This is a genomic window from Mycobacterium sp. IDUB_37 (assembly GCF_055419245.1).
Window position 1 is genome coordinate 188,723 of the sequence record NZ_JBVAXG010000011.1, and the last position, 13,372, is coordinate 202,094.

9 protein-coding genes are annotated in these 13,372 nt (G+C 60.9%); 8 read left to right on the top strand and 1 reads right to left on the bottom strand.

All coding sequences use genetic code 11. The features are described from left to right. The first annotated feature begins 531 nt into the window (after positions 1 to 531). From ACZY1I_RS28090 to ACZY1I_RS28125, 8 genes are all read left to right on the top strand, one after another. Positions 532 to 1,302: a universal stress protein gene (locus ACZY1I_RS28090; protein WP_463760280.1), complete on the top strand. Its 771-nt coding sequence runs from the start codon at positions 532 to 534 to the stop codon at positions 1,300 to 1,302. Positions 1,303 to 1,452: 150 nt separating this feature from the next. Beyond that, positions 1,453 to 2,109, top strand: a complete 657-nt coding sequence (dosR, locus tag ACZY1I_RS28095; protein WP_463760283.1) for a hypoxia response regulator transcription factor DosR/DevR — start codon at positions 1,453 to 1,455, stop codon at positions 2,107 to 2,109. A gap of 249 nt (positions 2,110 to 2,358) precedes the next feature. Beyond that, positions 2,359 to 4,008 (top strand): sensor histidine kinase, encoded by a 1,650-nt coding sequence (locus ACZY1I_RS28100; protein ID WP_463760400.1) that lies wholly within the window; start codon positions 2,359 to 2,361, stop codon positions 4,006 to 4,008. Positions 4,009 to 4,244: 236 nt separating this feature from the next. Then, positions 4,245 to 5,123 (top strand): universal stress protein, encoded by an 879-nt coding sequence (locus ACZY1I_RS28105; RefSeq protein WP_463760286.1) that lies wholly within the window; start codon positions 4,245 to 4,247, stop codon positions 5,121 to 5,123. Positions 5,124 to 5,179: 56 nt separating this feature from the next. Further along, a complete protein-coding gene (locus ACZY1I_RS28110) occupies positions 5,180 to 7,576 on the top strand; it encodes a heavy metal translocating P-type ATPase (protein WP_463760289.1) in 2,397 nt (798 codons plus the stop codon). Positions 7,577 to 7,730: 154 nt separating this feature from the next. After that, positions 7,731 to 8,642, top strand: a complete 912-nt coding sequence (locus ACZY1I_RS28115; protein WP_463760292.1) for a universal stress protein — start codon at positions 7,731 to 7,733, stop codon at positions 8,640 to 8,642. A 10-nt stretch (positions 8,643 to 8,652) separates the two neighbouring features. After that, positions 8,653 to 10,170 carry a bifunctional aminoglycoside phosphotransferase/ATP-binding protein gene (locus ACZY1I_RS28120; RefSeq protein ID WP_463760294.1) on the top strand — a complete coding sequence of 506 codons (1,518 nt, stop codon included), beginning with the start codon at positions 8,653 to 8,655 and terminating at the stop codon, positions 10,168 to 10,170. 328 nt (positions 10,171 to 10,498) lie between these two features. Next, entirely contained in the window at positions 10,499 to 11,974 is a 1,476-nt protein-coding gene (locus tag ACZY1I_RS28125) for a WS/DGAT/MGAT family O-acyltransferase (RefSeq protein ID WP_463760296.1), read from the top strand. On the opposite strand, the gene ACZY1I_RS28130 is transcribed toward ACZY1I_RS28125, so the two are convergent. Beyond that, the gene (locus ACZY1I_RS28130; protein WP_463760298.1) at positions 11,964 to 13,283 is read right to left on the bottom strand and encodes an acyltransferase family protein; all 1,320 of its coding nucleotides are present in this window, start codon (positions 13,281 to 13,283) and stop codon (positions 11,964 to 11,966) included. The two genes, ACZY1I_RS28125 and ACZY1I_RS28130, sit on opposite strands and share 11 nt — an antisense overlap. Positions 13,284 to 13,372: the final 89 nt, after the last annotated feature.

Sequence of the window (13,372 nt, forward strand, 5' to 3'; positions counted from 1 at the left end):
ATCCACCCTGAGCGATCGATCGCTGTTGGCCGACTCGAACGTCGATACCCTTGCGAGCGGCTTCTTGGCGTCGGCGTACGCCGATAACAGCACATACCTCGATTGGACGTTAGACCGCCGCCTGGAGGGTTTCCTGCGGCGTCAGAGCCTTGATCGTGTGGTCGACGACGGCGATGCGTTCGACTTAGTTCTGGACCGAGTTATGACCCGCATCGGTAACCTATGTTGCGCAGCCGACGAAACTGCGAATCGCTGAAATGTCTCCTCACCTACGACTTATACCGGCGGGCTCGTCATATCTTTGTCGCCAATGGGACCGATCTGAAGTCATCAGCCAACCATCGGTATTGGGTGGAATCACTGCTGGCAGCACTTCCCGTGCGCGAACCAGCGGGTGGCCGCTGAAGCCTGAACCGTGTTGTGACTCCGGGACGAATGGCCCACTAGATGAGGTCTTAGGACCCCTTCCCGGTTGGCGACACCGCAATAGTCTGATTTAGAAGCCGATCTCATGACTATTTGGGAGCCGATATGTTCCAGGTGGACCACAAGTGGGTGCTGGTGGGTGTCAACGGCTCGCCGGCGGCACTCAACGCGGCCAGATGGGCGATCGACGAGGCGATTAGTCGTCAGGTGCCCCTTCGGCTTGTCTATGTGATCAAGCGTCCCGCGGCGTCCGCATCATCCGCACCGGTTTCCGACTGGGAGTGGGAGCGTGGCGAAATCGCGCTGTCTGAGGCGAGTTACGCGGTGCAAGGCGAGAAACTGCCGGTAGAAGTCGAGACGGCGATCCTGGTCGGTGATCCCGCTGCAGTTCTGCTCGGCGAATCACACGAAGCGGCCATGGTCTGTGTCGGGCGTGCTCGGCGGGGGTGGGCGTCCGACGAATTGCTGGGTCCAACTGCTGCCAGTTTGGTTGCGAACGCGCGATGCTCGGTGGCGATCATCCGCACCACGGCCGACGGCTCGCCGACCGAACACGGCGTGATCGCCGTCGTTCTGAATGATGACCCGGACAACGACGAGGTCGTGCATCAGGCGATGGAAGAAGGGCGCCGCCGCCGCGCGGTGGTGCGCCAGATTGATCGTCGAGTGGACAGCTGGATTCGCCGGTATCCGGACGTACCCGTCCAAGTGGTGGCCGCGGGTACCGGGCCCCGGGGGAGTGAAATTCACAGCCACGCAATCGGCTTAGCCGTGGTAGGAGAGGCCGATGCTGATGAGCTTCCAGACCTGGTCACCCCGAACTGCCATCCGATCGTGGGCTACCCAGACTGCTCGGTCCTATTGGTACGTCACTAACTACGCGGTGTGCACAACTTCGAGGACCGCGCAACGTGAAACATTCAAATTAGCTGCCCGCGAATGCTTCTTCCTACACCATTATAGAAATGTCAGAAGTTGGCCCGCCGCCTCTACGTTGCCCTTAGAGGTCATCTGGAAGGACGCGCGATGATAACGGTGTTCTTGGTCGACGACCATGAAGTTGTTCGACGAGGATTGATTGATCTGCTCAGTGGTGACGCCGAGCTCGACGTGATCGGCGAGGCAGGCTCTGTCGCAGAGGCAATGGCGAGAATTCCGGCTCTGCGACCGGACGTGGCGGTGCTCGATGTCCGGCTTCCCGATGGCAATGGGATAGAACTGTGTCGCGACCTGCTCTCCGCAGTGCCCGACCTGCGATGCCTGATGCTGACATCCTTCACCTCCGACGAGGCGATGTTGGAGGCCATTTTGGCCGGCGCCAGCGGCTACGTCGTGAAAGACATCAAAGGCATGGAGCTGGCCAGAGCCATCAAAGAGGTGGGTGCGGGTAGGTCGTTGCTAGACACCCGTGCCGCAACGGCGCTGATGACAAAACTTCGCAGGGACACGGAGAAGCAGGATCCGTTGGCAGGTCTGACTGAGCGCGAGCGAACGTTGTTGGGGCTATTGAGCGAAGGGTTGACCAACAGGCAGATTGCGGCTCGGATGTTTCTCGCCGAGAAGACAGTGAAAAACTACGTGTCGCGTCTGCTGACCAAGCTCGGTATGGAGCGGCGGACGCAAGCAGCGGTGTTTGCGTCGAAGCTGGGCGAATCCGGTGGCTCGCGACGGTTCAGTAGCTGACATTTGTGTCCCGCAGATGAGGATTCCGTCGGAATCGTTGCCCTGGGGCACCCGTGCCACCGTTGACCTGCCTGTGTGACCATAGCCGTCCACGAAACCTGCGAGTACGCTAATTGAGGCAATCTGGCACTGCTCTGCAGTGCTAATTGCCCTGGGCTCAATGCCGTCGTGGAGGTGCCGGGTCGGGTGGCAAACGACGATAGTGGTTCAGTTTTTGCTGGATTGGGACAACCTGCCCTGTTGAACAGGATGCACCAGCAACTGGATGAGCTCTTGGCTGCGCGCGACCAGACGGAACGACTGCTGCGCGTCATCGTCGAAATCGGGTCGGACCTGGACCTCGACGCAACCTTGCGCCGAATCATCCTCGCAGCCAGGGAGTTGACGTCGGCGCCCTATGGGGCACTTGCCGTTCGGGATCCCGAGGGAACTCTGCTGTCATTTGTCCACTCCGGGATAGACGACGAGACTGCACTGCAGATCGGACACTTGCCGGTGGGCAAGGGAGTTCTCGGCATATCCCTCGTCGAGACGCCCGCGCTTTGCTTGCAAGATTTGACGACGCACCCTGCCGCAGTCGGGTTTCCTGAACATCACCCGCCCATGCGCGCTTTCCTCGGGGTGCCGATAACTATCCGCGGGACGGTCTTCGGCAGCCTCTACCTGACCCATGCCGACCCCGTGCGGGTGTTCTCCCAATCTGATGAATTCGCCGCTCGGGCATTGGCTTTCGCCGCGGCAGTCGCCATCGACAACGCGCAAGTATTCGCCCGCGAACGCACTTCGGTGAAGTGGATGAATGCCAGCAGGGAAATCACCACCGCCCTCCTGTCCAGCGGCGAGTCGCAGCAACGCCCGCTGCAATTGATCGCTGAACGCGCGTGTGCGCTCACCGGTTCCGAGCAGGCGATTGTGTTGGTCCCACTCGAGCCAGACTTGCCGGCTGACGAAGTCGAGGCGCTGGTTGTGTCGGCGGCCGTCGGGAAACACGCTGCAGAGGTGATAGGACAGCGGGTGCCAGTTGACGGCTCGACCACGGGGTCCGTCTTTCGCTCTGGCACAGCAGTGATCACTGAATCTTTGAGTTATCCGATTCAGGCATTTACCGACGTTGGACAGCGCTCCGCCATTGTCATGCCATTGAGCGCTCACGACGAAACGGCCGGGGTCATCGCGCTCGCGCGTGACGCGCACCAGCAGCCGTTTGAGACGAGTGATTTGGATCTGGTGAGTCAGTTCGCCACCCATGCCGCGATAGCTCTAATTCTCGCGTCGGGCCGCGAGAATACGCGACAGCTGACTATCCTCGCGGAGCGAGAGCGCATCGCACACGACCTCCATGACCACGTCATTCAAAGGCTGTTTGCCGCAGGAATGGATTTGCAGGGAACCTTGGCCAGAGCTCGATCTCCCGAGGTTGCCGACCGATTGACGCGCACGCTGGATGATCTGCAGACCATCATCGAGGAGATCCGCACGACAATTTTTCAACTGAAGCTGCCGGTGGGCTCCGACGGCGGTTTCCGTTACCGCATTCAACGAATCATTGCCGATCTCACCGAGGATCGTGGCATCGTCACCACTGTCCATATGGATGGGCCGATGGGCGCGATCGACGGTGAGTTAGCCGAGAACGCTGAAGCAGTCGCTATCGAGGCAATCAGTAATGCCGTAAGACATTCGGGTGCATCGAGATTAACTGTGCACGTCAGCGCAGCTGACATGTTGACGTTGGTCATCAATGACAACGGCTGCGGTCTGCCTGTCGACAACCAAAGGTCCAGCGGTCTGGCGAACATGGCATACCGTGCCGAAAGACTCGGCGGGAGTTGCGAAATCGCAAATTCTGCTGAGGGAGGAGCTCGGGTCTGTTGGACGGTTCCGCTGCCTGACCGCTGAGGTCAAAGGTGGCGAGGAACTGACGGTGTCCACTTCCGGTCATCCGCCGACGTTAGTCACAACCAGTAGCACTGAATGTGTGCTCGAGGTAGACGACGCGCTCACCGAAGTGCATCCTCGCATGCCGCCCCGCTAGCTATGAGAGGCCTGATGGCTGTGTGGGTGAGGACTAAAGACCCACGACCCACGCCTGTTGGCGCAGTAGCGTTTTCGCTGAACAACAGGAGGAGAACGCCATGAACGCGACCTTGAAGCGCCACGGAATCGTCGTGGGAGTCGACGGATCGGCCCCATCAAATGCTGCGGTTTCCTGGGCCGCGCGCGAAGCTCTTATGCGCCATGTGCCCCTGACATTGGTACACGGTCTCAAGACGATCGTCTCGACTTACCCACAGCTGCCACTGCCCGAGGGCATCGCCATGTGGCAAGAGGACGACGGTCGACAAATTCTCGAGCAAGCGGTGAAGATCGCAAACGATGCCACGTCGGCAGCCGGCACGATCACAATCGTCAGCGAAGTAAAGGCTTCGCCGCCGGTGCCCACGATTGTCGACATGTCCGCCGACGCTGACATGGTCGTCGTCGGCAGCACTGGCCGAGGTGCGTTGCAGCGAGTGTTGCTGGGGTCGGTCAGTGCGAGTGTTGCGCGCACCGCCAAGTGCCCCGTCGCCGTCATACGCGACGAGGCCGCATGGAAGCCGCATTCCAATCGCGCTCCCGTGTTGGTGGGTATTGATTGTTCGCCGGCGTCCGAACTTGCACTGGCTTTGGGATTCGACGAAGCATCGCGCCGTGGAGTCGAACTCACGATTCTGCATGCCTGGAGCGACATGGCGGTTTACCAGATTCCGTGGGTGGAGTGGAGGTCTGAAGCAGAGATCAGTCTGGCGGAGTATGTGGCGGGCTGGCGTGAGCGGTACCCCGACGTGATAGTGAACAAGGTTGTTGTTCTTGATCATCCGGCTCGGGCCTTGGTGGAGGAATCGGAGTCCGCGCAGCTTGTCATCGTGGGTAGTCATGGCAGGGGTGGCTTGACGGGGGTCCTCCTTGGCTCCGTTGGCAACGCCGTCCTGCACTCGTCGCACGTCCCGGTAATAGTCGCTCGCCCGTCGTAGCGATACCAAAAGTGTCTGCGCGACAGATCAATTGACATTCGAGGCGGGTTGAGTGCATGTCCACGTCGGAACGGAGAACGCCGGCTGTCCACGAATCGGCGAAGTTACATTCTGGTCGAAATGCACTGCTACGCAGTCTGAGTGAAGCGACTCTCGTCGCAGTCACCGTCGGCGCTTTGGGTGCCGGCGGGATCGCCTGGCTGTTGGGCGAGTACTTAGTCGCTGATCGCTGCTGGATTGCAGGCACAGCTGTTGCCATCGCGCCCGCGGTCATTTGGGGGGCGCTAACGCTACGTCGCGGGCGCGTCGGCGTTGACCTCATCGCGGTTCTGGCCTTGGTCGGCACCCTGATGGTGGGCGAGCACCTGGCGGGCGCGTTGATCGCGGTGATGCTGGCCGGTGGACGCGCACTGGACGCCGCCGCTGAGCGCCGCGCGACACGCGATCTGCGCGTTCTGCTCCGGCACGCTCCACGGTTCGCCCGGCGACGCGAGGGAACACGGTTCAGCTCGATTCCATTGGACCAAGTTGCCGTTGATGACGCTCTCGTCGTCGGCCCCGGTGAGGTGGTTCCGGTGGACGGACGCATCGTTGACACGGTGGCCGTGCTGGATGAGTCAGCGTTGACGGGCGAATCGGTTCAGGTGGAGCGTCCAGTCGGCGGTCCTGTCCGAAGCGGTGTCGTCAACGCCGGCGGTGCGTTTGAGTTATGTGCGACTGCAACTGCCGAGGAGAGCACGTATGCCGGGATTGTGCGGATGGCTCAGCAGGTCAGTGCCGATAGTGCCCCGGTAGTGAGGGTGGCTGACCGATTTGCGGCGTGGTTTTTGCCTGTGGCGTTGCTCTTGGCCGGAGCAGCCTGGCTCGCCAGCGGGTCGGCTGTACGAGCCGTCGCAGTCCTGGTAGTGGCAACGCCGTGCCCCTTGCTGCTGGCTGCACCGGTCGCCATTGTCGCCGGCCTATCTCGTGCATCCCGCGCCGGAGTCGTCATTCGAGGAGGGGGGGCATTGGAAAACCTGGGGCATGCAACAACTTTGGTGATGGACAAAACCGGTACCTTGACCATGGGAAAACCCTCGGTCGTCGACGTGATCGCCGCCCCTGGCGCAAATGCGATGGAGATATTGCGGCAGGCGGCGTCAATCGACCAGTTCTCTCCGCACGTGCTTGCCGAGGCAATCGTGACCGAGGCGCTCAACAGGGGCATGCATCTATCACCGCCTATCGACGTCGCCGAACAACCGGGCCGTGGAGTCGTCGCGACCGTCGACGGACATCGGGCCAGCGTCGGCAAGCTGCCGGCTGACGCCGTGAACGTCCCCTGGGCGCGGGCCGCGGTCAACCGCGCTCGACTAGACAATGCGGCGGTCTCCTGGCTCTGCATCGACGGTAATCCGATGGGGGCAGTGCTATTACGGGATCCGCTGCGTCGTCAAGCGCCCCGCACCATGCGTCGGCTACGTCAGGCCGGACTCAACCGACTGATTCTGCTGACCGGCGACCGCGCCGAACCCACCAGGGAGGTCGCCACTGTCTTGGGGCTTGACGAGGTGTTCACCGACCAGACCCCTGCCGACAAATTCGCTGCCGTTCAAGCGGAAAGCGAGCGGGCGGTGACCGTGATGGTGGGTGACGGCATCAACGATGCGCCGGCACTCGCGGCCGCCACGGTTGGTGTCGCGATGGGAGCCCGAGGCGCCACCGCGTCATCAGAAGCCGCCGACATAGTTCTCACCACCGATCGACTCGATCGACTCGCCGACGCCATGGACATCGCACGCTGGTCACGTCGCATCGCAGTCCAGAGCGCCGTGGCTGGAATGAGTCTGTCGTTGTTCGCCATGGCGATCGCGGCGCTAGGTTGGTTGGCGCCCGCAGGCGGAGCCCTGCTACAGGAAGCTATCGACTTGGCGGTAATCCTCAATGCTCTGCGCGCGCTTGGCGGAAACCGATCCACAGAGTTGGCGCTGACCTCAGACACCACGCGACTGCTGCACCGATTCGATGCCGAACATGATCAGCTCCGCGAGACCATCGAGTCGTTGCGCACCTGTGCGGATCGGCTGGCCGCTGGTCCAGACGCTGGGGCCCTCGACATGTTGACCGCGGCGCACACATTACTGAGCGAACGCATCGTGCCTCACGAACAAGCCGAGGAAGCCGAACTGTACCCGGCGTTGGCACGCCCGCTGCGCAGCGGCGAAGCCACGGCGACGATGAGCCGTACACACGCCGAGATCAAGAAATTGGCCGACCGCATCGCGACCCACCTTGCAGTGGCCCGGGCAGAGGGTTCCATACAGTCCTATCAGGTCAACGACTTGCTTGCCTGTCTTTACGGTCTATACGCCTTGCTGCGCCTGCACTTTGTTCAGGAAGAGGAGAGCTACTTCAGCCTTGCCGAGGATGATGAGTCGGCCCCGCACGAAAAGTTCAGTCCAGCACATATCTGAACGGAGTCAATGCGTCGTGGGGCAGGGGCATTGAGTCAATCCGACTTTGTTTCCACGACAACCGTTCACGTCTAAGTGTTGAGGACTAAAGACTCACGACGGGCGACTGCCAACTTACTAGCGTTTTCAAGATAGTCGTCGGAGGAGACCGAAAGTGTTTACCAGGGTGCAGGGTAACGGGGTCGTTGTCGGTGTTGACGGGTCCGCCGCCTCGAATGCGGCGATCTGCTGGGCGGCGCGCTACGCTGCACCGCGCCGTGCCCACTTGACCTTGGTTCATATGGTGAATTTGACGCCGGCATTCGCAGAGCTGCCAGCCGTCACCGGCCTCTCGAGGTGGCGCGAAGAAGACGGTGCCCAGGTCCTTCGGCATGCGATGAAGATCGCCGAAGATGTCGCAAACATCACCGTTACCAGTGAGCTGATCAGCTCTTCTCCTACGCCCAAACTTATTGAGCTGTCGCGAGACGCGGATATGGTGGTTGTGGGCAGTCGGGGACAAGGAGCGGTGGCCCGCGGTTTGCTCGGCTCGGTCAGTTCGGGGCTGGTGCGACGGGCGAATTGCCCTGTTGCGGTGATTCACGACGATGATCCCACTGAACGTCATTCCGCTCATCTCGAGAACGGTGCCGTCGTCGTGGGGATTGACGGCTCGCCAGCTTCGGAGCTTGCGACGGCCATCGCGTTCGACGAAGCGTCTCGTCGTGGCGTTGATCTGAAAGCGGTTCACGCGTGGAGTGACATTGAGGCATACGAGATTCCGGGCGTGGATTGGTCAGCATTCAGAGACGAAGCCGAGCGGGCCTTAGCGGAACGCCTCGCAGGTTGGCAAGAGCGTTATCCCGATGTGGCAGTGCACCGTATCGTGCTGTGCGATCAGCCTGCGTGGCGACTGGTTAAGGAGGGGCGTACCGCCCAACTCGTCGTCGTGGGTAGTCACGGCCGTGGTGCGTTGACCCGCTTGCTGTTGGGGTCGGTCAGCAACGCGGTCGTGCATTCGGTGCGCACGCCCGTGATTGTCGCTCGCCAACCTGATCTTCCTTCAGGAGAAGTGCTCGCTAGATAGGACTTTATCGATGACTCCCTTGGTCGCCTGCGCGAAGTCCCCTGTTCCGGCGACGATTGACTCGAAACCGTACGTCGAAGTTCGCGAAACGCATACCGGTTTGGTGATGCTGGCCGGCGAGCGAGCGTATAAGGGAAAGAAGCCGGTGCTCACCGACTTCCTTGATTTCCGGAAACCGGAACAACGCGAGCAGGCGTGCCGTCGCGAAGTTGAGTTAAATAGCCGCCTGGCGCCCCAGACCTACATTGGGATTGCGCACCTTGATGATCCGGCCGGAGGGCCGGCCGAACCCTTCGTGGTGATGCGCCGGTATCACGATGACGACCGGCTCTCGGCTTTGGTCACACGGACTAACGCTGGCGACGAGGATGACCTGGCGAGAAATGTACTCGATGCCATCGCCGCGGTGCTGGCTGATTTTCACGAGCGTGCCGAGCGCAGCTCGCTCATCGCGGGTCAGGGTGCGGCTGAAGCCATCGGGCAACGTTGGAATGAGAATCTTCTTGAACTGCACCGCTTCGCCGGACCGGTCTTCTGCGACGAATCAATCGCGCGGATTGAACACCTGGCCTCTGAGTTCATCGCTGGCCGAGGGCATTTGCTCAACCGGCGGGTCACCGAAGATTGCATCGTGGACGGCCATGCCGACCTGCTTTCCGACGACATATTCTGGGTGGATAACCAACCCGCCATCCTCGACTGCCTTGAGTTCGACGACAGACTCCGCTATGTCGACTGCGTCGACGACGCCGCTTTTCTGGCAATGGATCTCGAGTTTCTCGACCGTAAGGACCTCAGTAACCACTTCCAGGCTCGATACAGTGAGTATTCCGCTGCCTCGGCACCACAATCGCTGTGGGACTTCTACATTGCGTATCGTGCAGTGGTACGAGCGAAAGTCGACTGCATCCGACTCTCGCAGGGCAGGGCAATGGCCGCCGCAGATGCTGTCAAACACCTTGCCATAGCCACCCGGCACCTCGAGAGTGGAGCCGTACGACTTGCGTTGGTCGGTGGAAACCCTGGCACCGGCAAGTCCACTCTGGCCCAGGAGATTTCAAAAACCTTTGGCGCTGAGGTTATCTCGACAGACGCCGTCCGCCAGGAGTTGCGGGAGCGGGGCGCAATCAGTGGGCAAAAGGGAGTCTTGGACCACGGACTCTACAACACGGAAAACGTCAACGCAGTCTACCGGGAAGTCTTGCGGCGAGCGCGTGAGCGCCTATCTGATGGGCAATCAGCGATTCTCGACGGCACATGGCGTGATGCCGCGAACCGCAGAGCGGCGCAAGACATTGCGGCTGAAACACATTCGACGCTCTTGGAACTCGAGTGCATCGTCGCCGATAACGCCGCAGCCGACCGGATTAGGAAAAGGCGACCCGGAAACTCCGATGTGACACCGGAGATCGCGTCGGCGCTAGCCGGTCAATACAACGGTTGGAACACTGCGCTCCAGGTGGAAACCTCTGGTCCTCAGCAGGACTCACTAGAGGTAGCCTGCCGCGCTTGGCGGCAGGCTACCTGAAGACAAGTGCACCGCGGCGACGACGTAGAGAACGCGCAGCGTCGTAGACCTGCGCCAGCGATTCGCGATGTCTGGTCAACTTGCGCACCGAAGCTGACTGCCCAGGCATTTACTGCGAACAGGTGGTGGGGTCACTTAGTACGCCGCTGCACTTTACGCTGTGCGCTGAGCGGTCTCCGCTCGCAAGCTGTTCCCTGCGCAGCGCAGACTGATACAAGTCCTTGATGGGGGCATTCAAGCGAATACGAGAACAGAACCGCACCTCGGCCCATGATGCCAAGGACTTCCGACCCTAACCGCACGGTCTCAGAACAGAGAGAGTGAAGGGATGGAACAACTATCTGCGCTCGACGCGGGCTTCTTGAACGTCGAAGACTCCGACCCCCATGTCAGCCTAGCTGTGGGCGGAATTTCAATTATCGAAGGACCTGCTCCGAGCTACGACGAGTTCGTTGCGACTATTGCTGAACGCGTGCAGTCAATTCCCCGCTGTACACAAATCCTGCGAACATATCCACTCGATCTGCGTCCACCGGAGTGGGCGCAGGACCACCACTTCGACATCGCGCACCATCTGCACCGCCTCGCACTACCGGCTGCCGGTGGCGACACCGAACTATTCCAGCTGATAGCCAACGTGATGGAACGGCGACTGGACCGCGAGCGCCCGCTGTGGGAGTGCTTTTTCATCGAAGGCCTTCGCGAAAACCGTTGGGCTGTGCTGACCAAGCTGCATCACTGCATCGCAGATGGAATCGCCACGACACAAATGCTGGGAAAACTCAGCGACAACGGCGGCGGCGATTCTTTCGCTACCGACATCCGCGCCGCGAAGGTGCCGGCAAGCAGCGGGGAAAGTGTCAAAAGCGTTGGCTTGAACCCAATGAGGTGGGTCAGCCGTCTTGGGCAAGGTGCGTTAGGCGCCGTCGCCGCAGCGGAACACGCCGTGGTGGGCGCAGCCGAGCTAACCGGCAGTCTCCTCACCCGCGCGCCGGAATCCTCGTTGAACGGATCGATAACGACAATGCGGCGATATAGTGCGGCGCGAGTGCCGCTGGCCGACATACAAGCGGTGTCGCGCAAACACGGTGTGACACTCAATGACGTTGCACTGGCCGCGATCACCGACAGTTTTCGTGGAATGCTGCTCGATCGCGGAGAAGAACCCAGCCACAACATGCTCCGTACGTTGGTTCCGGTCTCGATGCGCACAAACAGCCACTTCAGCGTGACCGACAACCAAGTCTCGGCGATGCTGCCAATGCTGCCGGTCGATGAGGGCGATCCGATACGTCGCCTGAAGTTGGTACACACACGCCTCTCCCGCGCCAAAGCCAGTGGTCAGCGCGAAGGTGCCAGCGCAGTCTTTGCGGCGACCAAGTTCATCCCTTTCTCGCTCTCTTCCTGGACCATTCGCTTGCTGGCGCGGCTGCCTCAGCGGGCAGTCGTCGCACTGGCCACCAACGTTCCTGGTCCACGGGAGCGCCTTCAACTTATGGGCCGTGACGTGCTGGAAGTCCTACCCGTCCCTCCGATCGCTCTGCAGTTACGTACCGGTATAGCGATGGTTAGCTACGCTGACCAGTTCATCTTTGGTATCACCGCCGACTACGACACCGCTCCGGACATAGAAGTGCTCGCGAAGGGAATCGAGGAGGGAGTGGCGCGGATGGTCAGGGCCAGCCGCACCGGCCGAGGCCCGCGGCGATCAAGTTCCCGCGGTACGACGGTGCCGAACAGCATTGGCGAACAGATTGAATCGAAGAAACGAAGTCGCGGACCTCGGCGGCCCGCTAAAGCATAAGCTCTTTCGATTGCCGATCGACCCTCGTCGGGCGAATCACAATGATCACCAAACCAACGGCAAAGATCAGCGCAATGATCCAAGGAAAACGACCGTCGGGAGCGAAGCCGTACGCGGCAAGAAAGGCCAGACCGTAGATCGTCATCGCCATGCCGGCCAGCAGTCCTGGCACTGTCCAGCGAACGGCGACGTTTATCCCGATGCACGGCGACGGGGCCGCGGAAACACGGCGCAGCGACCACAACACTGACAGCTCGAGTGCGGTGACCAGACTGAGTATGGCGGCCCACTCCAGACGGGCGAACCACCAACTGGCTGTGCCCTCGACCGGTTGAGGTAGGAGTCCCGCTGGGTAGGCGATGAACGCCAGGACGACGGCGGGGACCATATGCCAAAGGTAAAGCGCCATAACGCTGCTATTGGCAGCTTGCAGGACCTTCGGTGTGAAGCCGACGCGCAACACCCGGTTGAGTAGCGGCGTTAGGCCGACCGCAAGTCCGGCCTGCGTTAGAGCGAACGCCAACATGGCAACCGACGGAGGTGTGGTGTTCTGCACCGACTGGCCGGGGACACCGATCATGCTCACCGGATACAGGCCAGACCAAATCAGTAGCGCCAGCGCGACCGCCGAACAAATAGCGACGACTGCCGGTCTGCGACCCGTCAATAGCCCTTGGTACCAAGCGATTCCAAGCTGGTAGAGAAGGCCCCAGCACAACAGGTAGTTGAGCCAGCCGATGTAGGGGATGTGGGCACCGCGCGATACCGCGTCAATTACCACCACTCCCAACCCGAACGCGGCAGGCGCCAGCAGGCCCCAACGCTGTTGTGCCGCAAACGCAATTGGAGTAAGGGATACAACCAGGAGGTAGACTGCGAGAAACCAGAGGTGCATTGCCACGGCCCAGCCTGCGTACTGCAGCACTGAACCCGCCACGCCGCTGAGGTCCAGCGCTAGCACAACTGCAGACACCAGGCCCACGTACATTGCCGTGGGTCCGAGAACTCGCGCTAGTCGATGCCGAAGCCAGGTATCGCGCGACGCAACGTCGCCACCGTAACGACGCGTCCACGACAGGGCGCCGGCATAACCGGCTACTAGAAAGAAGATCGGGACAGCTTGAAAAGGCCACGTCAACCACTGCGTCCAGGGAATATCGACGAGCGGGTTCTGACGACCGAAGTGCCCGTCGTGGTAGGTCACGGATCCTGCCAGCCAATGTCCAAGCACGATGAGGACGACCCCGGATACTCGGTAGAAGTCCACGGCCAGATTGCGGGCCGGAGCTGCCGGCTGTTCTTGTGCCATCACCTCGCAGCGAACTCCAAACTCCCGAAGGTTGCAAGGGCATTTAGTCGCATCGGTCAGGTAGTCGTCGCGATCGAGTAGATGGAGCC

What these genes read in the sequence shown, in the direction of transcription:
- ACZY1I_RS28110 (WP_463760289.1), top strand. Translation starts at nt 5,180, where the DNA reads ATGTCCACGTCGGAACGGAGAACGCCGGCTGTCCACGAATCGGCGAAG.
- ACZY1I_RS28130 (WP_463760298.1), bottom strand. Translation starts at nt 13,283, where the DNA reads ATGGCACAAGAACAGCCGGCAGCTCCGGCCCGCAATCTGGCCGTGGAC.
- dosR (WP_463760283.1), top strand. Translation starts at nt 1,453, where the DNA reads ATGATAACGGTGTTCTTGGTCGACGACCATGAAGTTGTTCGACGAGGA.
- ACZY1I_RS28105 (WP_463760286.1), top strand. Translation starts at nt 4,245, where the DNA reads ATGAACGCGACCTTGAAGCGCCACGGAATCGTCGTGGGAGTCGACGGA.
- ACZY1I_RS28090 (WP_463760280.1), top strand. Translation starts at nt 532, where the DNA reads ATGTTCCAGGTGGACCACAAGTGGGTGCTGGTGGGTGTCAACGGCTCG.
- ACZY1I_RS28120 (WP_463760294.1), top strand. Translation starts at nt 8,653, where the DNA reads ATGACTCCCTTGGTCGCCTGCGCGAAGTCCCCTGTTCCGGCGACGATT.
- ACZY1I_RS28125 (WP_463760296.1), top strand. Translation starts at nt 10,499, where the DNA reads ATGGAACAACTATCTGCGCTCGACGCGGGCTTCTTGAACGTCGAAGAC.
- ACZY1I_RS28100 (WP_463760400.1), top strand. Translation starts at nt 2,359, where the DNA reads ATGCACCAGCAACTGGATGAGCTCTTGGCTGCGCGCGACCAGACGGAA.